We start from the raw sequence: 20,875 nt of genomic DNA, 5'->3' as shown, positions 1-20,875 counted from the left end.
TGCAGGTGCCGGTTGGCCTTCTCCTTCCGCCAGGTCCGCTACTTCATCGCCGCGGCGGAGCTCGGCCAGATCAGCCAGGCGGCGGTGGAGCTGAACGTCTCGCAATCCGCGGTCACGGCGGCGATCCGCCAGCTCGAGGACCTGCTCGGCACGCGCCTCCTGTTCCGCCATGCCAGCGGCGTGTCGCTGACCCATGAGGGCGGGCGCTTCCTGCCGCAGGCCCGGGCCATCGCGGCGGCGGTGGCGGAGGCGATGCGCGTCTCCAGCCACACCGCGCCGGTCGAGGGCCGGGTGCGGGTCGGCGTCACCTACACCGTGGCCGGCTATTTCCTGCCGCCCTATCTGGCCCGCTTCCGCCGCGCCTATCCGCAGGTGACAGTCGAGCTGCGCGAGACCCACCGCACCGCGATCGAGGACGGGCTGGTGCGCGACGAGCTCGACCTCGCGGTGATGCTGACCTCGAACCTGGAGAACACCGACCAGATCGCGGCGGAGACGCTGTTCCGCTCCGCCCGCCATCTCTGGCTGCCGGTCGACCACCCGCTGCAGAAGCAGGAGCGCGTGTCGCTGGCCGACGTGGCGCGAGAACCCTACATCATGCTGACGGTGGACGAGGCCGCCTTCACCGCCAAGCGCTACTGGGAGCGCACGCCGCACCAGCCGACCATCATGTTCCAGACCTCCTCGGTCGAGGCGGTCCGCTCGATGGTCGCGGCCGGGATGGGGGTGACGATCCTGTCCGACATGGTCTACCGCCCCTGGTCGCTGGACGGCCAGCGGATCGAGAAGCGGGCCTTGGCCGAGCCGGTGCCGACCATGGATGCCGGCCTGGCCTGGAAGCGCGACTTGGCGATGACCCCGGCGGTGCGCGCCTTCCGCGACCATCTCGGGCTGGCGTTCCATGCGGCGGGGGTGGGGGGCTGAGCGGCGGCGAAGGGTGATTTGCGGATACGATGAGTCATCCCGATCAATGCTCGCGATCACCCGGATCTCGACGATCGTGCCCTCGCGCCGGAGTGCCCCTGCCCCCACACCGTCATTGCGAGAAGGCGAAGCCGACGAAGCAATCCATCGTCCCGCGGGCCCCTCGGGACGAGTCGATCCAGCTTGGCGCCGCAGAGCAATCGAACAGGTTGCGTCCCCCTGCTCCCGATGACAGGCTCCCGGCCTGATGCAGCCTTTCGTCTACATCATGGCGAACAAGCCCAGCGGGACCCTGTATGCCGGCGTGACGTCCAATCTTTCACGTCGGGCGCATGAGCATCGGACAGGACTCATCAAGGGTTTCACCTCCCGGTACGGCTGCAAGCTCCTGGTCTGGTACGAGCCGCATGCGTCGATGCTCGACGCCATCGCCAGGGAGAAGCAGATCAAGGGCGGATCCCGGAAGGCCAAGCTGGCCCTGATCGAGGCTATGAACCCGGGCTGGCGGGATCTCTATGACGATCTGGTCTGAGCCCGGCCGGTTCGTCGCGCGTGGCTGACGGCTTGGCAAGCCGCCCCGGCCATCCCAACACCGTCATTGCGAGGAGGCGAAGCCGACGAAGCAATCCATCGTCCCGCACGAGCTGCGCCATGGATTGCTTCGCTGCGCTCGCAATGACGGTTCAAGTTGAACCGACCCAGCCAGCCTTCGCCGTGATCACAAGCCTCGCAGGGGCGTGGCGATCCAGCCCATCATTGACCGGACGCCCGGCCCGGCCTCTCACAGCACCGGTTTCACGGGTTCCCTGAATCGGCCAAGTCCTTCGCTCCACCATGTCACGAGAACTCCCTCGGATCGAACACCAGGATGAAGCCGGCCGCCGACCCGGCCCGAGGAGGCCGTATTGCGCAACATTGCGAGCCGATGGTTGTAAGCTGATTGAAAGCTGGCTGCGCTATTCACTGGGCGAGCACCTCCATCCGTTCCTGCGGGGCGAGAACAAGGAGGAGCCGAAAAATGCAAAGGGAGACGTCATGTCGAGGAAACGCATTCTGCTTGCCACCGCCGCTTTCGCGGCGGCCATGAGCGTCGCGTCGTTCGCCCAGGCGGCCGACAAGATCACGCTGATGGTCGGCGGCTATGAAAAGCATATCTACCTGCCCGCCAAGCTTGCCGAGGACCTGGGCTATTTCAAGGACGAGGGCCTCGACGTCGAGCTTCTGAATGAACCGGCAGGCGTCGATGCCGAAAACGAGATGCTGGCGGGCAACGTCCAGGGCGTGGTCGGCTTCTACGACCACTGCATCGACCTGCAGGCCAAGGGCAAGTTCGTCGAATCCGTCGTGCAGTTCAGCCAGGCGCCCGGCGAAGTGGAGATGGTCTCCGCCAAGCATCCAGAGATCAAATCGCCGGCCGATTTCAAGGGCAAGAGCCTGGGCGTCACCGGGCTTGGCTCCTCGACCAACTTCCTCACCCAGTACCTCGCGGTGAATGCGGGCCTGAAGCTCGGCGAGTTCACCTCCGTTCCGGTCGGCGCCGGCGACACCTTCATCGCCGCGATCCAGCAGGATGCGATCCAGGCGGGCATGACGACCGAACCCACGATCTCGCGCCTGCTGAAAACGGGCGATGCCAAGGTCCTGATCGACATGCGGACCATGGAAGGAACCAAGGCCGTCCTGGGTGGAACCTATCCTGCCGCCTCCCTCTATATGGAAACCGCATGGGCGGACAGCCACAAGGAAGAGACTCAGAAGCTTGCCAATGCCTTCGTGAAAACGCTGCGCTTCATCAGCAGCCACAGCGCGGCCGAGATCACCGAGAAGATGCCCAAGGATTTCTATGTCGGGGACAAGGACGCCTATATTTCCGCCCTGGCAGCCGGCAAGGCGATGTTCACCCAGGACGGGGTGATGCCTGACGGCGGCCCGGAGACCGTGCTGAAGGTACTGTCCGGTTTCTCCAAGGACATCAAGGGCAAGCAGATCGACCTGTCGAAGACCTATACGACGGTCTTCGTCAAGAACGTGAAGTAAACCGCTTTCTTCGGGCGTTTTCGCCGCGCCGGCCAGGAGCAGCTTCCGACCGAACCGGATCGGGAGGGCGCTTGCGGCGGGCGGGAACGCCCCTGGCTTCTGTTCGGGATCAAACCATGGTCGCTTCCCATCCGGTGACACCGGCAATCGAACTGGTCAATGTCAGCCGCAGATTCCTGACCCCGGGCGGCAAATCCATGACGGCGATCAGGGACTTCAACATGAGCGTGGCGCCGGGCGAATTCGTCTCCGTCGTCGGCCCGACCGGCTGCGGCAAGTCGACGACGCTCAATCTGGTGACCGGGCTCGCCCGGCCGTCGAGTGGCGAGGTCCGCGTCATGGGCGGGCCGGTGAGGGGCATCGATCCGCGCATCGGCTTCACGTTCCAGACGGATGCGCTGTTTCCCTGGCGCAATGTCATCGACAACGTGGTTGCCGGCCCCCTCTTCCGCGGCAAGCCGCGCAGGGAAGCCTATGATGCCGCCCACACATGGCTGGCGCGGGTCAATCTCTCGGGCCATGAAAACAAGTATCCGCATSAATTGTCCGGCGGCATGCGCAAGCGCGTGGCGCTGGCGCAGACCTTCATCAACGAGCCGCAGATCCTGCTGATGGACGAGCCGTTCTCGGCCCTCGACGTGCAGACCCGCGTGCTCATGCATGACGAATTGCTGCGCCTGTGGTCCGAGGCCAAGGCCTCGGTGATCTTCGTGACGCATGATCTCGAAGAGGCGATCGCCCTGTCGGACAAGGTCTATGTGCTGACCCGGGGACCGGCCACGGTGAAATCCGTCTACCCGATTCCGCTGGCAAGGCCGCGCATCGTCGAGGACATCCGCTACGACAAGGCTTTCATCGATATCTCCCGCACCATCTGGAACGATCTGCGCGACGAGGTGCATGCCAGCGCCGCACGCGAAGCGGCATGACGGAGGAACGCCGATGATGGATACGACCCTGCAGGCCAGGCCGCCGGCTTTCGCTCCCGGAACCTCCGATGCCGAGATCGAAGCGGCTGCGGCACGCGCCGCCAGGCGCCGGCGCGTCATGGTGCTGTTCTGGCGCTGGTTCATTCTGGCCATCCTGCTCGGCGGCTGGGAGCTGGCCTCGCAGCTGCAATGGATCGATCCGTTCTTCTATTCCGCGCCCAGCTCCATCGGCGCCCGCCTGTGGGAGTGGACCACCGAGGGGACCTCCATCGGTTCGCTCTGGTACCAGCTCTGGGTCACGATGGAGGAAGCCGCGATCGGCTTCGTGGCGGGCGCCGTGATCGGGGTGGTCGTGGGCATCGCACTCGGGCGCGACCGCTTCCTGGCGGACATCTTCTCGATCTACATCAAGGTGTTCAATGCGATCCCGCGTGTCGTGCTGGCGCCGATCTTCGTGATGATCCTGGGCCTGGGCCTGGGGTCCAAGGTGGCGCTCGCCTTCATCATGGTGTTCTTCGTGGTGTTCGCCAATGCCTTCCAGGGCGTGCGCGAGGCCGACCGGGCGATGATCGCCAATGCGCAGATCCTCGGCGCGTCGCCCTGGGCCGTCACCCGCTCGGTGACAATTCCGGCGGCGATGAGCTGGATCTTCGCCTCCCTTCATGTGAGCTTCGGTCTGGCGATCGTCGGCGCGATCGTGGGCGAGTTCGTCGGTTCACGCTTCGGCATCGGGCAGCTGATCAGCATTGCCCGCGGCTCCTACGATCCGGCCGGCATGTTCGCGGCCATCGTGATCATCATGGTCGTGGCCCTGCTGGCCGGACATCTGATGACCATGGTCGAGCACCGCCTCGCCAAGTGGCGTCCGGCTCCCTTGCAGGAGACCAACTAGCTCGCGACGATCAGGAGGGCGGCAGCGCCGGCAGGCTCACCACGGCAGCCAGGCCGGGACCTGCCGCCCGATCCTGCAGTTCGACCATACCTTCGTGGGATGCGACGATCTCCCGCACGACGGCGAGGCCGAGGCCGCTGCCGTCCACCCCGCTGCCGAGGCGGCGATAGAAGGCCTCGAACACCTTCGCGCGCTCGATCTCGGGAATGCCTGGGCCGCTGTCCTCCACGCGCAAGACCGCCATGCCTTCCTGGGCGGACAGCTTCACCGTCACCACTCCGCCCTCCGGCGTGTAGCGCAAGGCGTTCTCGACCAGGTTGAGGATCATCTCCCGCAGCAGCATGGCATGGCCATGGACGTTGAGAGGCGGCGACGGCGCTTCGAAGGCCAGGTCGATCGAGCGTTCGACGGCAGTCAAAGCGAGACTCTCCACGGCATTGCGGCAGATCATGACGAAGTCGAGCGTCTCGCGGTGAAGCAGGGCGCTGCCCTGCTCGGCGCGGGCCAGGGACAGAAGCTGATTGGACAGGCGCTTCATGCCCTCGACGGTGGACCTCATCCCTGCAAGCGCCTCGCGCGGCGCGTCGGCGTCGGCATCGGCAGCACGCAGGCCGACGCCGATCTGAGCCTTCAGCGACGTCAGCGGCGTTCGCAATTGGTGGGCTGCGTTGGCGACGAAGCGCCGCTGCGCGGCGACCTGCCGGCGGACCTGCGCGAGGGCTTCGTTCAGCGCGGTCACAAGGGGCTTGAGCTCCTGCTGGACGTCGCCGCTGTCCAGGGGTTCGAGTGAATCGGGGGCTCGGCGGCGCACGGCATCGCGCAGGCGCAGCAGCGGCTGCAAGCCGAATTGCAGGCCGAAGAGGGCCAGGATGACCGCGACGGCCATCAGCATGACCTGGTCGCGCAAGGACCGAAGCCAGAGCTCCCGCTCGAACCGGTCACGGCTGCGCAAGGTCTGGCTCAGGGTCACCACCGCCTCGCCGCCATTGGTGCCGTCCGACACGACGAATTGCGCGAGGGCGACGGCTCGGATGGGCTCGTCGTGATAGGTGCCCTGATAATAGATCGGCTGGAAGCCGGTCGGCCGCTGTGGCGGGTCGGGGGCGTCGGGATAGCCGGTGAGGAGTTCGCCATGCGGTCCGTTCACACGGTAGATCACTCGGTCGCGGTCCTCGCTGGCGAACATCTCCAGCGCCGCCGGGGGGATCGGGGCCTGGATGACGCCGTCGCTTTCGTGGACGCTCTCGGCGATCATCCGGGTCGATGAGAGAAGCGTCCGATCGGTGATCAGGTCGGCGATCTGCCGCGCATCGCGATAGGTGGTCCAGGCGTTGAAGGCCACCATCGCCGCAAGGGGCAGCAGCAGCCAGCCGAGCAGTTCTCGCCGCAGGCTGCGCGCATGCCAGCTAGCGCGCATGGGCCTGCCGCAGCATGTAGCCGAGCCCGCGCAGCGTGACGATGCCGACGTCGCTGCCTTCGAGCTTGCGACGCACGCGATGGACATACACCTCGATGGCGCTGGGGCCGCCCTCGTCGTCGAAGCCGAAGACGGCCTCGACCAGCCGCTCCTTGGGCACCGGCCGCCCGGCGCTGAGCAGCAGGGTCTCCAGGACGACATGCTCGCGTCGCGTGACGGGCAGATTGGCGCCGGCGAGGCTGAAGCTGCGGGACTGGGTGTCGAGGGAGAGGGCGCCGAAGGTGACGACCTGTTCCAGCGTGCCGCGGGCGCGGCGCAACTGCGCCCGGATCCGGGCCTCGAGCTCCTCGACCTCGAATGGCTTGACCAGATAGTCGTCCGCGCCGCTGTCGAGCCCGCGCACCCGGCTCGAAAGAGCGTCGTTGGCAGTGAGGATCAGAACGGGAGTCCTGTTTCCTCGGGCCCTCAGGCGCCGCAGGACTTCGATGCCGTCGAGTTCCGGCAGGCCGAGATCGAGGATCACCAGCGCGTAGTCCTGCGACTGCAGGGCCGCATCGGCGTCGTCGCCGCGATGAACGCAATCCACCGTGTATTTGCTCTGGCGCAACAGGCGACTTACCCATTCAGCAAGGTCGCGATTGTCTTCCGCCAGCAGGATGCGCATCGGATTATGGGCTCTTATGTCCCGCCATGCTCGCGAGAGCGGGCACAGACGTTCTCACTTAATTCGCACCGCCGCCGCGGCGTTTCGCCCGCGCCGCCCGGGCCAGGCTCTCGGCCAGGATCAGCAGGCAGCCGAAGAGAATCAGCAGTCCACCCTCCAGCCCCGGCAGCCCGGCCCAGCGGACCGCCGCGGCAACGGCCGCGATCAGGGCGATCGCGGCCAGCGCCAGGGCGCCGTCATCGATGAACAGGCCCAGCAGCTCGGACAGCACGGCCTTGATCGCGGTCATGGCGTGGCCCCCCGGGCCGATGGGCTGGCGGCGGGCCGCAGCAGCCGGACCGCGGCGAAGGATACGGCCGCGACCAGCGCCAGGATGCCGAGCAGCGACAGGTCGGCACCCGGCCAGTCGGCGCCAAGCCCCTCGCCGGTCCAGAACACGCCGAAGGCGGTGAGCAGCAGGCCGACGGCGAATTTCAGCGAGTTCTCGGGCACCCGCGACAGCGGCTTGTGCACCGCCAGACCGATGATCAGCACCAGCAGGCAGGCCGCGGCGGCGCCGAGGCTGGCATAGCCGGTCAGGCCGCGCCCGGCACCGACGGCGACGACGATGAACACCACCTCGGTGCCCTCCAGCAGCACCGCTTTGAACGCGGCGATGCCGGCCAGCCAGTCGGCCCGGCGCTCGGCGCTGCGGCGGCGCAACTGGTCCGTCTCCTTCTCGAAGGCGCGGGCCTCGTCGCGCAGCGCGATCAGGCCCGACGCCCGCAGGATCGCCTTCCGCAGCCAGCGCAGCCCGAACAGGATCAGCAGCGTGCCGATGACGAATTGCAGCGCCTCGATCGGGACCAGCTCCAGCAGCGGGCCGAGCAGCAGGATCAGCAGCGCCAGCACCGCCAGCGCCGCCGCGGTGCCGATGAAGGCCGGCCGCCAGCTTTGCGACAGGCCGACGGCCAGGATGATGGTGAACGCCTCCACCACCTCGACGAAGGAGCCAAGGAAAGCGGCGGTGATGGTGGAGAGGATGGCGGTGGTATCGGTCATGGCGTCCGTTTCGGCCCCCGTCTCAGCCACAGCTTGTCGATCTCGCCGCGCAGGGCGCCCACCGTCTCCAGCCCGGCCAGCGCGCGCTCGCGGTCGCGGGCGGCCAGGGCGACGACCAGCGCCTCGATCAGCAGCATGGTGCCGGCATGCATCGCCAGGTGGTCGGCCCGGCCGCGCGGCACCGGCAGGATCTCGGCGACGCGGTCGCGCACGAAGGGGCCCAGGCTGTCGCTGACCAGCAGCACCGGCACCCGGTGCCGCTCGGCGACGTCCAGCGTCACCGCCACCTCGCGATAGACCGGCGCATAAGCGATCAGGACCACGGCGTCGCCCTCGGCCACCCGCAGCAGCCGGTCGGCCAGGCCGATGCCGGTCGCCGCCAGCGCCTCGCTGGGCAGGCCGATGCGGGCGAACTGCAGCGCAGCGTATTCCGCCAGGCTGCCGGACGGTCCGATACCGAAGACATGCCGGCACCGGGCGGCCGCGAGGATCTCGACCGCATGCGCGAAGGGCTGCTGGAATTCCGGCCGGGCCAGGACCTCGGTCGCCTCGCGATGGATCGACAGGACATGCTGCAGCGCGCCGGCCGCGTCGTCGCCGACGTCATCGAGGGTGCGGCGCATGCGGCTGCCCGGCGTGGTCGACCCGGTCAGGTCGGCCAGCAGCGCCTCGCGCAGCTGCGACAGCCCCTCGAAGCCGAGCGACCGCGCCGTCCGCACCACCGTGGCGTCGCTGGTGCCGGCCCGGGACGCGATCTCCGCGGCCGAGGACAGCAGCACGGCCTCCTTCTGCTCGACGACGAAGCGGGCGACCCGCAGCTCCGCCGGCGACAGCCGGCCGAGCGCCGCCTTTACGCGCTGTTCGATCGGAAGAGGGGCGGGGTCGGTCACGTCTGGACACGTCGATGTTGCAACTGCTACAAACACTCATACACGAAGCAGTTACTACAGAGAAGCGTGGAGGTGCGGCCTTGCCGCCATCGGGTCAGGCGTCGTCCCGGCGCGCGGCGGACAGAATCGTCTTCAGGTGGTCGACGATGCGGGCGGCGTTGGTCGGCCGGGCGGCGGGACCGGCCTCGACCTCCCGCGGAGGACCCAGGCGGTCCGGCGCGTACCAGCCGTCCGGGGCGTCGCCTGCCGCGGACCCGTCGAGCGGATCATCGGCCGCGGAACGGACGATGGACAGTTTCGGCTCGGGGATCGGCTTGCTGTCGCCAGACATTTCTAACCTCTGAACCGTACTATCAGGAAGAAATCGCAATGAGTCTCATATATAGTTCAGCCGAACGGCCCGGTGAACCTGGTTAAGGAAGATAACGGATTTTTAATATTGGCCATAATTTACGGGTCGTTGCTTTGTTGTGGTCTATTATATTTTCAAAGTAGAGATTTTTGGTGAGATTATTCTATGGAAAATCGGTTTGGCCATTGATGGTGTCCGGCGCGGGCTGGACCATTGGGAGTTGCGCAGTGTGATGAGGATCCTGCTGATCGAGGACGATGCGGACACCGCCGCCTATGTCGCCGAGGGCCTGACGGCCAATGGCCATGAGGTGGAGGCGGTGGATGAAGGGCCGCGCGGCTTCCTGGCCGCCGCCAGCGGCGCCTTCGACATCCTGGTGGTCGACCGCATGGTGCCCAGGCTCGACGGTCTCGCCCTGGTGCGGCGGCTGCGCGCCGCCGAGGTCGGGACGCCGGTGCTGTTCCTGACCGCGATGGGCGAGATGGAGGACCGGGTCGCGGGGCTGGAGGCGGGGGGCGACGACTACCTGCCGAAGCCCTTCGCCCTGCCGGAGCTGCTGGCCCGGATCGAGGCGCTGGGCCGCCGCGCCCGGCAGAGCACGGCGGAGACGGTGCTGCGCTGCGGCGACGTCGAGATGGACCTGCTGCGCCGGTCGGTCACCCGGGCCGGCGATCCGGTCGAGTTGATGCCGCGGGAGTTCCAGCTGCTGGAATACCTGCTGCGCAACGCCGGCCACGTGGTGACCAAGACCATGCTGCTGGAGACTATCTGGCACCTGCGCTTCGACCCGAACACCAATGTCGTCGAGGCGCATATGAGCCGGCTGCGCGGCAAGCTGCACCGGCCGTCGGCGGGTGAGCTGATCACCACGATCCGGGGCGCGGGCTACCGCCTTGGCCCACCGGCTTAGGATCCTCCGCACCACCAGCTTCCGGCTGACGGCCCTGTACACGGTGGTGTTCGGGGCGTCGGTGGCCGTGATCCTGGGCATCCTGTACTGGGCCACGGAGGGATACACCGAGCGCCAGTTCGACAGCACGCTCACGACGGTCGTGACCGAGCTGACGGAGGATTACCCCAACGATCCGCCGCAGGAGATCGCCAGCGACATCGAGCAGAGCCTGACGCAGGACCCGCTCGGGCCCGGCTTCTACCTGTTCCAGGCGGCCGACGGCCGCCGCCTGGCCGGCAACCTGCCGGTCATGGCGCCGGCGCCCGGCCCGATCGACCTGGCCATCCCCGGCGGCGGCAAGGATGGCGGCGAGCAGCGGCTGCGCGGCATCGGCAAGGTGCTGGCCGATGGCGCCTTCGTCCTGGTGGCGGCCGACCGGGCGCCGATCGACGACCTGCAGGAGCTGTGGCTGCGCGGCCTGGGCTGGGGGCTGCTGGCCACGGCGGTGCTGGGCGTCGGCGGCGGGCTGGTGGTCAGTGCCGGCGTGCTGCGGCGGGTCGACGCCATCAACCGGATCTGCCTGAAGATCATGGAGGGCGACCTGAGCCAGCGCCTGCCCGGGCGCGGCACCGATGACGAATTCGACCGGCTGACGGCCATCGTCAACGCCATGCTGGACCGGATCGAGGCGCTGCTGGAGGGGCTGCGGCAGGTGTCGACCGACATCGCCCACGACCTGCGGACGCCGCTCGGCCGCCTGCGGCAGCAGCTGGAGGGCGCGCTGCTGCGGTCGGGCACGGCCGCCGACCACGAGCGGGCGACGGAGCGGGCGATCGCCGAGGCCGACCGCCTGCTCGCCATCTTCAACGCGCTGCTGCGCATCGCCCAGGTCGAGGCCGGCAACCGGCGCCGGGGCTTCGCCCGCGTCGATCTCAGCGCCCTGGTCGGCACGGTCGCCGATGTCTTCCAGGCCTCGGCCGAGGAGCAGGGCCGGGCCATCCGCTGCCGGATCGCGCCCGAGGTGGCGGTGACCGGCGACGCCGACCTGCTGTCGCAGCTGGTCGCGAACCTGATCGAGAACGCGCTGCGCCACACCCCGGCCGGAACCGGCATCGACATCGGCCTGTCGCGCCGGCGGGACGGCCGGGCCGAGCTGCTGGTGGCCGACCGGGGCCCCGGGATCCCGCCCGAGGAGCGCGAGCGGGTGTTCCGCCGCTTCTACCGGCTGGAGCAGAGCCGCCACACCCCGGGCAACGGGCTCGGCCTCAGCCTCGTGGCGGCGACGGCGCAGCTGCATCGGGGCGAGGTCTCGCTCGGCGACAACCAACCCGGGCTGCGTGTCACGGTGCTGCTGCCCTAGCCGCTTCCCGTGTCAGGCTGATCCGTCAGGTGCGGTGCGGGTCCCGCTTCCGGTCAGCGTCATGTACAGGACGATTGCGGCGATGCAGCCCAGGAACGCCAGCGACGTGGTCGTGGTGCCGAAGCCGAGGCCGCCATAGTCCGTCGGCTGCGAGAGCAGATCGCCGGTGGACGCGCCGAGCGGCCGAGTGAAGATATAGGCCAGCCAGAAGGACACGATCCCGTTCATCCCGAACAGGTAGTGGGCGAACGCGATGGCGCCGATCAGCGCAGCGAACAGGATGCCGGTCACGACATAACCGAGATCGAAGGCCTCGGATACGAGGTCGCCCACCGCCGTTCCGAAGGCGAAGGTCAACAGGATCGCCAGCCAGTAGAAGGCCTCCCGCCGCGTGGTGACGATCGTATGGATCGACAGGGTGCCTTCGCAGGTGAACCAGGCGACGAATACGGCGATCAGCGCGACGCCGAAGACCAATGTTGTCGTCTCCAGGCTGACGCCCAGATTGTCGACCAGATTGTCGCTGACCAGCGTCCCGACGACGCTGACCATCACCACCGCCAGCCAGTACGCCCATGGCACGTAGCGCTTCTGCGCGAACTGGGCGGCGAGGGCGACGACCAGGATCGCGCTCATGATCAGGGAGGTGGCGGACAGGCCGAGGCCGAGATTGACGGCCAGGTAATCCGCTGCGGTTTCGCCCATGGTCACTGCCATCAGCTTGATCAGCCAGAAGTCGATTGTGACGCGAGGGACCCGGTTCAGGGGCGGGCGCGCGGTCATTTGCCGAGGAGCTTCAAGGCCTGTGCGAAGAAGTCGTCGGCGCGCTTGTCGTCATCGGCGTTGCACCGCTCGATGCCCTTGGCCTGCAGATCGGTGATCGCAGCCTTGTCGGTGTCGCTCGGCGTCGCCGTCGCCAGGGCGGCCCTGAGTTGCTCCAGCATGTCCTCGCAGGGGGGCGGCGCGGCCTGGGCCGGCGCGGCAAGGACGGACACGGTCGCGAGCAGGCAGCAGGCGGCGCCGATGAGACGCATTGTCATGCCGAGGATCTCCTGAAGGCCAGGCTGTCGCGCCTGGGCAAGGGCAGCCGGACATTCCGCGTCGGGTGTTCGCGTCCGGTGGTGCCATTGCACGGCAGCGCCGGTTACCGCGGTCTTGCCGTGACTGTACAATTTTGTAACCCGACCGGCCTGTGACGACGTTCAGGACGTACTCGACCATCAGCGCCGAACAGGATGGTCAGCAGCGCCACGATCGGGGGCCATGACCTGCGGTTCGCCTCGCGGCAGGAATGGAGATGTCGGTTCGGCCTGCGATCCCACGCACACGGCCGCAACGGTTGTTAACGCAATGTTCATTGCGCGCCGGTATCGATCTCGTTCATGATACGTTCCATGGAAAGAGGTGCAGACTCCGATCTCGACGTCCAGGCCCACTGCCGCAGCCTCGCGCTGCAGCAGATCGGCATGCTGACGCGCATCGCCGAGATCGGCATGAGGCTGGTCGAGGCGGAGGGCGCCAAGGCCATCGCCCAGGCCGAACAGCCCGAGGGTGAGACGCCCCGGGCCGAGGCCCCGGCGACCGTGGACCACGGCCTCGCCTTCGCCCGCCATGCCCAGACGGTGCAGCGCGCCCTGGCGCTGCGGGCCCGCACCGCCGATCGCCTGTGCGCCCGCGACAAGGGCCAGGCTGCCGACCGCGCGGCCGCCCACCAGGCCCGCCGCGATCGCCACCGCCGCGAGGTCGAGGATGCGCTGCGCGGCATGATCTGGGATCAGGTTGAGGATCAGGCCCGCGTCGACGCTTTGCACGCCGARCTCGAGGAGCGGGTMCAGGATCTCTACGACGACGAGGTGTCGGTCGAGGACCGGCCGCYCGGCTCGGTGATGGCGGGGCTGGCCTGCGGCCTCGGCCTCGCYGAGGAATGGCGCCGCTGGGCCACCGGCTGGCCCGGCACGCCGTGCCCGGCCCGGCCGTCCGGCAGCGAGGCGCAGATCCGGGCCGAGCGGACCCGGCGCCGGGACGCCGCCGTCGCCGTGGTCGAGCGGGCCTTTCCCGAGATCGACCCGGCCCGGATCCCGGGCATCAGGGCCGGGCTGGCGGTCCGGCTGCAGGAGGCCGACGTGGTCGAATGGCTCGACACCGAGACCGCCTTCACCGTCGGCCGCCGTCTCTGCCGCTCCCTCGGCATCGACCCCTATCTCTGCTACGACCGCCCGGACATCGCCGACACCGGGTGACCGGCTACCGGCCGACCGAATGGGCCGGARCCACYYCCTCACCCGAAATCGCTGCGCGATGTCGACCTCTCCCCAGGGAGGGGTATCGGAGCGCYGCRCCTTGTTTTCCCTCTCCCTCGGGGAGAGGGCGGGGCCCGTCGYGTTGGCGAGGGGGGTGAGGGGGCGGCCCGGTGCCCAAAATGATGCGCCCGCCCGATGTCCTCGGCGCGGCCCAGGGAATCCGCCCCGGCCAGCGCCGTGGCGCCGACCGACGACACGACATCGGCAACGTTTCAACCGCGTCCCTTCCTGGACAGCGGTCGCCCCGGCGCGCTACAAGCGTCGGCTCGGCCGTCGGGTTCTCCGGGGCCGCACCATCAAGACGCCCAGGCCGACCTCCCCGATGCAGACCGTCAACGACATCCGCTCGACCTTCCTCGATTTCTTCGGCGAGAACGGCCACGAGGTGGTGCCGTCCAGTCCGCTGGTGCCGCGGAACGACCCGACGCTGCTGTTCACCAATGCCGGCATGGTGCAGTTCAAGAACGTCTTCACCGGCATGGAGACGCGGCCCTACAAGCGCGCCACCACCTCGCAGAAATGCGTGCGCGCCGGCGGCAAGCACAACGATCTCGAGAATGTCGGCTACACCGCCCGGCACCACACGTTTTTCGAAATGCTGGGGAATTTCTCGTTCGGCGACTATTTCAAGGAACAGGCGATCGAGCTGGCCTGGACCCTGATCACCCGGGAGTTCGGCCTGCCGAAGGACAAGCTGCTGGTCACGGTGTACCACACCGATGACGATGCGGCCGGGCTGTGGCGCCGCATCGCCGGCCTGTCGGACGACCGGATCATCCGCATCCCGACCTCGGACAATTTCTGGGCCATGGGCGACACCGGCCCCTGCGGTCCGTGCTCGGAGATCTTCTTCGACCACGGCCCGGGCATCGCCGGCGGCCCGCCGGGCAGCCCGGACGAGGATGGCGACCGGTTCATCGAGATCTGGAATCTCGTCTTCATGCAGTACGAGCAGGTCACCAGGGAGACGCGGGTCGACCTGCCGCGGCCGTCGATCGACACCGGCGCGGGGCTGGAGCGCGTCGCCGCCGTGCTGCAGGGCAAGCACGACAATTACGACATCGACCTGATGCGGGCCCTGATCGAGGCCTCGGCCGACGCCACCAACAGCGATCCGGACGGCCCGCACAAGGTCAGCCATCGGGTGATCGCCGACCATCTGCGCGCTACGTCGTTCCTGATGGCCGACGGCGTCATGCCGTCGAACGAAGGCCGCGGCTACGTGCTGCGCCGGATCATGCGCCGGGCCATGCGCCATGCCCATCTGATCGGCGCGCGCGACCCGGTGATGTACCGGCTGGTGCCGGCGCTGGTGCGCCAGATGGGCGCCGCCTATCCCGAGCTGGTGCGGGCCGAGGCGCTGATCACCGAGACGCTGAAGCTGGAGGAATCCCGCTTCAAGCAGACCCTCGACCGCGGCTTGCGCCTGCTGGAGGATGAGACCGGCCGGCTCGGCTCCGGCCAGGCTCTGCCGGGCGAGGTGGCGTTCAAGCTGTACGACACCTACGGCTTCCCGCTGGACCTGACCCAGGACGTGCTGCGCGGCCAGGGCCGCACGGTCGACACCGGCGGCTTCGACACGGCGATGGAGCGGCAACGCGCCGAGGCCCGGAAGAACTGGGCCGGCTCTGGCGAGGCGGCCACCGGTGCCTTGTGGTTTGAATTGAAGGAAAAGCTCGAACCCACTGAATTCCTTGGTTATGATACCGAGGTGGCCGAAGGCGTCGTCACCGCGCTGGTGGTCGACGGTCAGATCGTCGACCAGGCCGGGCCGGGCGCCGAGGTCGTGGTCCTGGTCAACCAGACCCCGTTCTATGCCGAGAGCGGCGGCCAGATGGGCGATGCCGGCACCATCACCCTGGCCGGGGGCACCGGCGGCGTCACCGTCGCGGTGCGCGACACCCAGAAGCAGGCCGGCGTGCTGTGGGCCCATATCGGCACGGTGCAGGCCGGGACGCTGAAGGTCGGCGACGCGGTCGAGCTCAAGGTCGACCATGCCCGCCGCGGTGCCATCCGCGCCAACCATTCGGCCACCCATCTGCTGCATGCGGCGCTGCGCCGCCGGCTGGGCGAGCATGTCACCCAGAAGGGCTCGCTGGTGGCGCCGGAGCGGCTGCGCTTCGACGTCAGCCAGCCGCGGCCGCTGACGGCCGAGGACATCGCCGTGGTCGAGGCCGAGGTCAACGCCCGGATCCGCGAGAACGCCGCGGTCACCACCCGGCTGATGACGCCGGAGGACGCGATTGCGGCCGGCGCCATGGCGCTGTTCGGCGAGAAATATGGCGACACGGTGCGCGTCGTCGGCATGGGCCATGACGGCAACAAGGCCTATTCGCAGGAGCTGTGCGGCGGCACCCATGTCGGCCGCACTGGCGATATCGGCGCCTTCCGGCTGGTCTCGGAAGGCGCGGTCGCCGCCGGCATCCGCCGGATCGAGGCGGTGACCGGCGAAGGCGCCGTGTCCTACGCCGCCCATCGCGACACGCTGCTGGCCGACGCCGCTGCGGCCCTGAAGGTGACGCCGGACGAGCTGCCGGCGCGCCTCGCCGCTTTGGTCGAGGAGCGGCGGCGGCTGGAGCGCGAGGTCTCCGACCTGCGGCGCAAGCTGGCGACGGCGGGCAGCGGCGGGGCCGCGCCCGAGGTCAAGGACATCGGCGGGGTCAAGTTCACCGGCCGGATCATCGACGACCTGCCGGCGCGCGAGCTGAAGCCGATGGCCGACGCGCTGAAGCAGCAGATCGGTTCCGGCGTGGTCGCGCTGGTCGGCCGGGCCGAGGGCAAGCTGTCGGTCTGCATCGGCGTGACCGAGGATCTGACCGGGCGGTTCGACGCGGTGGCGCTGGTGCGCGCCGCGGCCGAGGCGGCCGGCGGCAAGGGCGGTGGGGGTCGCCCGGACATGGCGCAGGCGGGTGGGCCGGATGCGGCCCGCGCCGACCAGGCACTGGCAGCGGTCGAGGCGGCGCTCGCCGCCTGACCGGAGGGGCTTGAAAGGATCTGTCGCGGCTGTCCCGGATGTGGTAGCGTCCGTGGACTGGGCCGCAATATATGGTACGCGCATCGATTGCGCGTGATCTTGGGAGAAGCGGATGTCTTGGACCGAAGAAAGGGTGGCGCAACTGCGCCAGCTCTGGGGAAACGGGAAGAGCGCAAGCGAGATCGCCGAGATCCTGGGGGGCGTCTCTCGCAATGCGGTGATCGGCAAGGCGCATCGGCTGGAGCTGTCCGGCCGGCCGTCGCCGATCAAGCGCAAGGACGGCGAGGACGAAGAGGAGGGTGTCGTCACCACCACCGCCGTCGCCACCGAGGCTCCGCCGGCGGTGGAGAAGGTGCCGGCCAAGCCGGTGCCCGAGCGCAAATCCGGCGGCGCCACCATCCTCAATTTGACCGAGCGGATGTGCAAATGGCCGATCGGCGATCCGCGTGACAAGGACTTCCACTTCTGCGGCAAGTCGGCCCACGGCAACCTGCCGTACTGCACCGAGCACGCCCGGATCGCCTACCAGCCGCCCGGCAAGCGGCGCGACGACGATCGCACCATCCTGCGGGCGTGAGTTGCCGGTGATTTAACGAATTTTCTCGCCAACCCGCCATAGCTTCGGCATTAATTCCTCCCAGATATTCGGGGGAATTTCATGAAGCGAGGCATTTCATCCTGCGCCGCCGGGCTGTTCGTCCTGGCGGCGTTTTGTTTGCCGGCGTGATCGCTCCCTGAACCATCGAACGGGTGGGGCCGCAAGCCCGGGCGGCCTGCACCGTTCAATCACGGGCGGAGGGGGAGCAATGTTGAATCGAGCGATGCGGTGTGCCGCGGGTGTGATCGCCGCGGCGGTATTTTCATGGCCGGCGCTGGCCGAGGACTCTCCGATCAGCTTCATGTCGGGGCCGCTGCAGGGCGTCGCGGCGGAGAACGTCAAGCACAAGGAGGAGTCTCTCCCCCATTCCGCCTTCGGTGCGGTGACCAGCGACTCGGCGGTGTTCAAGGCCGGCCCGATGCTCGCCTGGATCGACTGGTCGCGCCTGGGCGGTCATTACCGATGGCAGGACAACGACGTCGCTTCCCTGTCGAACGAGGTGAAGGACGTCTTCGACGCCACCGGCTTCACCATCCTGGAAAGCGACACGCTCACGGTGAACGGCTATGCCGCGCGGTACCGGAAGATCAGCCTGATCGGCATCGACCGCCGCTGCGGCGTCTTCGCGCTGATGCGCCGGAACCACATGGTCCAGGGCTTTGCCTGCGCTCCGGCTGCCCGCGCCTTCACGGTCCAGGCCGTCATGGAGGGCATTTCGATCGACGGCGTGATCGGGCCCTGAGCGACCGGTCCGAGATGGCAATGGGCGGAGACGCCCGATCATGCGGAGGGGGAGCATGTTCAATCGAGTGATGTGGTGTGCGGCGGGGCTTCTCATGCTCGTGGCGGCGTCCGGGTTTGCCCGGGCCGAGGAGTCGCCGATCAGTTTCGTCTCGGGGCCGTTGGCCGGCGCCGTGGCGGAGGAGACGGACCACCAACAGGAAACGCTGACCGAGATGGCCGGCACCAAGACGTCGGACTCGGCGGTGTTGCGCGCCAACGGCATGGTCGCCCTCGTCTATTGGGCGCGCCTGTCGATGGATTACCGATGGGAGGAGGGGAACGACATCGAAGCCCTGACCCGTCTGGTCCAGCGTGCCTTCAACGCGAGCGGTGCCGTCACTCTGCGGAGCGACCGCCGCAGCGTGGATGGCTTCGACGCGCGGTATCGGATCGTCAGCCTCACCGGGACCGGTGATCGCTGCGGGGTGTTCGTCCTCAGGCGGATCAAGAACCTGATTTCCGGGTTCGCCTGCGCCCCAAGCGGCCGGGACGTGCCGGTTGAAGCGGTGATGGAGGGCATCTCGATCAACAACGTGATCGGCCCCTGACGGCAGAAAGGCCGGCGCGAGCCGGCCTTTCGTCGCTTTGGTTGGGCCCGGGCGTCAGCCCATCGCGGCCTGCAGGTTCTGGTCCAGCTTGTCCAGGAACTGCTCGGTGGTCATCCAGGGCTGGTCCGGCCCGATCAGGATGGCCAGGTCCTTGGTCATGTGCCCGGCCTCGACCGTCGCGACGCAGACCTTCTCCAGCGTCTCGGCGAAGCGCAGCAGCTCCGGCGTCTCGTCGAACCGGGCGCGGTAGGCCAGGCCCTGGGTCCAGGCGAAGATCGAGGCGATCGGGTTGGTCGAGGTGGCGCGGCCCTTCTGGTGCTCGCGGTAGTGGCGGGTCACCGTGCCGTGCGCCGCCTCGGCCTCGACGGTCTTGCCGTCGGGGGTCAGCAGCACCGAGGTCATCAGGCCGAGCGAGCCGAAGCCCTGCGCCACCGAATCCGACTGCACGTCGCCATCGTAGTTCTTGCAGGCCCAGACGAAGCCGCCTTCCCACTTCATCGCCGAGGCGACCATGTCGTCGATCAGCCGGTGCTCATAGGTCAGGCCGGCCTTCTGGAACCGGTCCTTGAACTCGGCCTCGTAGACCTCCTCGAAGATGTCCTTGAACCGGCCGTCATAGCCCTTGAGGATGGTGTTCTTGGTCGACAGGTAGACCGGCATCTGGCGCAGCAGGCCGTAGTTCAGCGACGACTGGGCGAAGCCGCGGATCGACTCGTCCAGGTTGTACATGCTCAGCGCGACGCCGGCGCCCGGGAACTTGAACACCTCCAGCTCGGTCGGCTGGCTGCCGTCGGCCGGGGTGAAGGTCATGGTCAGCGTGCCGGGGCCGGGGACCTTCAGGTCGGTGGCGCGGTACTGGTCGCCGAAGGCATGGCGGCCGACGATGATCGGCTTGCGCCAGCCGGGCACCAGGCGCGGCACGTTGCGGCAGATGATCGGCTCGCGGAAGATGGTGCCGCCGACGATGTTGCGGATCGTCCCGTTCGGCGACTTCCACATCTTCTTGAGGTTGAACTCCTTCACCCGCGCCTCGTCCGGGGTGATGGTGGCGCATTTCACGCCGACGCCGAACTTCTTGATCGCCTCGGCGGAATCGATCGTCACCTGGTCGTCGGTCTGATCGCGATACTCGACCCCGAGGTCGTAATAGCGGAGATCGATGTCGAGATACGGCAGGATCAGCTTGTCCTTGATGAACTGCCAGATGATGCGCGTCATCTCGTCGCCGTCGAGCTCGACGACCGGGGTCTTGACCTTGATCTTGGCCATATCGGGATCTTTCCGCTTCGGACAGGAATGGCCGGGCTTATAGCACCCGGCCGCGGGGGGCGAAAGGCGCGGGGCTACACCGGTTTGTCGCTGCCGCGGGCGGCGATCGGCTGCGGCGCGGCGATGGCGCCGAACACCTCCTCGACCGTCTCCACCACCTGGAACAGGTCGCGGTTTTCCGGCCGGCAGAAGCCCTGGGCGACCATGTGGTCGACCAGGCGCAGGAACGGGCGCCAATAGCCGTCGATGTCGACGAAGACGACCGGCTTCTCGTGCAGCTTGAGCTGCCGCCAGGTCAGCATCTCGAAGGCCTCGTCCAGCGTGCCGAGGCCGCCGGGCAGCACGACGAAGGCGTCGGACCGGTCGAACATCATCCGCTTGCGGGTGTGCATGCTGTCGACGACATGCAGCTCGGTCAGGCCGGTGTGCTCGACCTCCAGCGCCTGGATATGCTCCGGGATGATGCCGACGACCCGCGCGCCGGCGCCGAGCGCGGCGTCGGCGACGATGCCCATCAGCCCGACCCGGCCGCCGCCATACACCAGTTGCAGGCCGCGGGCGGCGATCAGGCCGCCCAGGGTGGCGGCGGCGGATTTGTAGCGCTCGTCGACCCGGGAGGCGGAGCCGCAATAGACGCAGAGGGAACGGAGTTCGGCCATGATCGCACGGATGTGGTCGGGTCGGAGGCCGGCGGCGCCGGCGCGCGACATTAGGAAGGGATCGCCGCCGGGGCAAGTTTCGATGCGGCCGAAGCAGGGGTTTGTTGCGAGTCGATGACTGCGCGGATACCTTGGCGCGAATTATATCGGGGCGGTTCCGGCGTTGAAAAAACTTTTGCTGATCGGCGGCGTTGCGGTCGCTGTGCTCGCGGCCATCCTCGCCGTGGTCGAATACACCGGGCAGTCTCCACGGGATGCGACGCCGCCAAGGGCGGCGCCGGTCCCCGCCGCCGCTCCGGCCGCTCCGCTCGCGGCTGCCCTGCCGAAGCCGGCGGCGCGGCGGCGC

Annotated in this window: 23 protein-coding genes; 13 read left to right on the top strand and 10 right to left on the bottom strand. The window is 68.2% G+C overall.

Annotation, left to right across the window (positions count from 1 at the left end; all coding sequences use genetic code 11):
• Positions 1–12: 12 nt before the first annotated feature.
• From AB4Z01_RS01105 to AB4Z01_RS01085, 5 genes are all read left to right on the top strand, one after another.
• On the top strand, positions 13–924 hold the full coding sequence (locus tag AB4Z01_RS01105; RefSeq protein ID WP_441689636.1) for a LysR family transcriptional regulator: 912 nt from the start codon (positions 13–15) through the stop codon (positions 922–924).
• Between the two features lie 247 nt (positions 925–1,171).
• The gene (locus AB4Z01_RS01100) at positions 1,172–1,456 is read left to right on the top strand and encodes a GIY-YIG nuclease family protein (RefSeq protein WP_441689635.1); all 285 of its coding nucleotides are present in this window, start codon (positions 1,172–1,174) and stop codon (positions 1,454–1,456) included.
• A gap of 302 nt (positions 1,457–1,758) precedes the next feature.
• Positions 1,759–2,961 carry an ABC transporter substrate-binding protein gene (locus tag AB4Z01_RS01095; RefSeq protein WP_441689634.1) on the top strand — a complete coding sequence of 401 codons (1,203 nt, stop codon included), beginning with the start codon at positions 1,759–1,761 and terminating at the stop codon, positions 2,959–2,961.
• A 71-nt stretch (positions 2,962–3,032) separates the two neighbouring features.
• Positions 3,033–3,890, top strand: coding sequence for an ABC transporter ATP-binding protein (locus tag AB4Z01_RS01090; protein ID WP_441689632.1), 858 nt, complete (start codon positions 3,033–3,035; stop codon positions 3,888–3,890).
• A 13-nt stretch (positions 3,891–3,903) separates the two neighbouring features.
• Positions 3,904–4,782, top strand: coding sequence for an ABC transporter permease (locus AB4Z01_RS01085; protein ID WP_441689631.1), 879 nt, complete (start codon positions 3,904–3,906; stop codon positions 4,780–4,782).
• Positions 4,783–4,792: 10 nt separating this feature from the next.
• Here AB4Z01_RS01085 and AB4Z01_RS01080 read toward each other — a convergent pair whose 3' ends face one another.
• From AB4Z01_RS01080 to AB4Z01_RS01055, 6 genes are all read right to left on the bottom strand, one after another.
• The gene (locus tag AB4Z01_RS01080) at positions 4,793–6,199 is read right to left on the bottom strand and encodes a sensor histidine kinase N-terminal domain-containing protein (RefSeq protein ID WP_441689630.1); all 1,407 of its coding nucleotides are present in this window, start codon (positions 6,197–6,199) and stop codon (positions 4,793–4,795) included.
• Positions 6,189–6,863 carry a response regulator gene (locus AB4Z01_RS01075; RefSeq protein WP_441689628.1) on the bottom strand — a complete coding sequence of 225 codons (675 nt, stop codon included), beginning with the start codon at positions 6,861–6,863 and terminating at the stop codon, positions 6,189–6,191. Before AB4Z01_RS01075 ends, AB4Z01_RS01080 begins: the two co-directional genes overlap by 11 nt.
• A 58-nt stretch (positions 6,864–6,921) precedes the next feature.
• Positions 6,922–7,152, bottom strand: coding sequence for a hypothetical protein (locus AB4Z01_RS01070; protein WP_441689627.1), 231 nt, complete (start codon positions 7,150–7,152; stop codon positions 6,922–6,924).
• Entirely contained in the window at positions 7,149–7,904 is a 756-nt protein-coding gene (locus tag AB4Z01_RS01065) for a COG4280 domain-containing protein (protein WP_441689625.1), read from the bottom strand. The genes AB4Z01_RS01070 and AB4Z01_RS01065 overlap by 4 nt, the downstream gene beginning before the upstream one ends.
• Positions 7,901–8,794 (bottom strand): MurR/RpiR family transcriptional regulator, encoded by an 894-nt coding sequence (locus AB4Z01_RS01060; protein WP_441689624.1) that lies wholly within the window; start codon positions 8,792–8,794, stop codon positions 7,901–7,903. Before AB4Z01_RS01060 ends, AB4Z01_RS01065 begins: the two co-directional genes overlap by 4 nt.
• A gap of 94 nt (positions 8,795–8,888) precedes the next feature.
• Positions 8,889–9,125 (bottom strand): hypothetical protein, encoded by a 237-nt coding sequence (locus AB4Z01_RS01055; protein ID WP_441689622.1) that lies wholly within the window; start codon positions 9,123–9,125, stop codon positions 8,889–8,891.
• Positions 9,126–9,378: 253 nt separating this feature from the next.
• Here AB4Z01_RS01055 and AB4Z01_RS01050 point away from each other — a divergent pair, with 253 nt between their 5' ends.
• Positions 9,379–10,056: a response regulator transcription factor gene (locus AB4Z01_RS01050; RefSeq protein WP_441689620.1), complete on the top strand. Its 678-nt coding sequence runs from the start codon at positions 9,379–9,381 to the stop codon at positions 10,054–10,056.
• On the top strand, positions 10,040–11,398 hold the full coding sequence (locus AB4Z01_RS01045; protein ID WP_441689619.1) for a sensor histidine kinase: 1,359 nt from the start codon (positions 10,040–10,042) through the stop codon (positions 11,396–11,398). Before AB4Z01_RS01050 ends, AB4Z01_RS01045 begins: the two co-directional genes overlap by 17 nt.
• Before the next feature lie 12 nt (positions 11,399–11,410).
• Here the strand turns inward: AB4Z01_RS01045 and AB4Z01_RS01040 are convergent, their stop codons facing one another.
• Both AB4Z01_RS01040 and AB4Z01_RS01035 read right to left on the bottom strand, forming a co-directional pair.
• Positions 11,411–12,181, bottom strand: a complete 771-nt coding sequence (locus AB4Z01_RS01040) for a COG4705 family protein (RefSeq protein WP_441689618.1) — start codon at positions 12,179–12,181, stop codon at positions 11,411–11,413.
• Entirely contained in the window at positions 12,178–12,438 is a 261-nt protein-coding gene (locus AB4Z01_RS01035; protein WP_441689616.1) for a hypothetical protein, read from the bottom strand. The genes AB4Z01_RS01040 and AB4Z01_RS01035 overlap by 4 nt, the downstream gene beginning before the upstream one ends.
• A 354-nt stretch (positions 12,439–12,792) precedes the next feature.
• Between AB4Z01_RS01035 and AB4Z01_RS01030 the strand changes: the two genes are divergently transcribed.
• The 5 genes from AB4Z01_RS01030 to AB4Z01_RS01010 all read left to right on the top strand — a co-directional run bounded on the left by AB4Z01_RS01030 (position 12,793) and on the right by AB4Z01_RS01010 (position 18,601).
• A complete protein-coding gene (locus AB4Z01_RS01030; protein WP_441689614.1) occupies positions 12,793–13,638 on the top strand; it encodes a hypothetical protein in 846 nt (281 codons plus the stop codon).
• Positions 13,639–14,020: 382 nt separating this feature from the next.
• A complete protein-coding gene (alaS, locus tag AB4Z01_RS01025) occupies positions 14,021–16,672 on the top strand; it encodes an alanine--tRNA ligase (RefSeq protein WP_441689612.1) in 2,652 nt (883 codons plus the stop codon).
• A gap of 112 nt (positions 16,673–16,784) precedes the next feature.
• The gene (locus AB4Z01_RS01020; RefSeq protein WP_441689611.1) at positions 16,785–17,249 is read left to right on the top strand and encodes a GcrA family cell cycle regulator; all 465 of its coding nucleotides are present in this window, start codon (positions 16,785–16,787) and stop codon (positions 17,247–17,249) included.
• Positions 17,250–17,493: 244 nt separating this feature from the next.
• The gene (locus AB4Z01_RS01015) at positions 17,494–18,012 is read left to right on the top strand and encodes a hypothetical protein (protein WP_441689609.1); all 519 of its coding nucleotides are present in this window, start codon (positions 17,494–17,496) and stop codon (positions 18,010–18,012) included.
• Positions 18,013–18,067: 55 nt separating this feature from the next.
• Positions 18,068–18,601 (top strand): hypothetical protein, encoded by a 534-nt coding sequence (locus AB4Z01_RS01010; RefSeq protein WP_441689607.1) that lies wholly within the window; start codon positions 18,068–18,070, stop codon positions 18,599–18,601.
• A 54-nt stretch (positions 18,602–18,655) separates the two neighbouring features.
• Here the strand turns inward: AB4Z01_RS01010 and AB4Z01_RS01005 are convergent, their stop codons facing one another.
• Both AB4Z01_RS01005 and AB4Z01_RS01000 read right to left on the bottom strand, forming a co-directional pair.
• A complete protein-coding gene (locus AB4Z01_RS01005) occupies positions 18,656–19,870 on the bottom strand; it encodes an NADP-dependent isocitrate dehydrogenase (RefSeq protein WP_441689606.1) in 1,215 nt (404 codons plus the stop codon).
• Between the two features lie 74 nt (positions 19,871–19,944).
• On the bottom strand, positions 19,945–20,529 hold the full coding sequence (locus AB4Z01_RS01000; RefSeq protein WP_441689604.1) for a TIGR00730 family Rossman fold protein: 585 nt from the start codon (positions 20,527–20,529) through the stop codon (positions 19,945–19,947).
• Positions 20,530–20,692: 163 nt separating this feature from the next.
• Here AB4Z01_RS01000 and AB4Z01_RS00995 point away from each other — a divergent pair.
• On the top strand, positions 20,693–20,875 hold a 183-nt coding region (locus tag AB4Z01_RS00995; RefSeq protein WP_441689603.1), incomplete at its 3' end, for a hypothetical protein.

Source organism: Inquilinus sp. YAF38, from assembly GCF_052113205.1.
Lineage (GTDB): Bacteria > Pseudomonadota > Alphaproteobacteria > DSM-16000 > Inquilinaceae > Inquilinus.
Note: the sequence above shows the minus strand (reverse complement) of the source record. Positions and strands in the feature narration are given on the sequence as shown.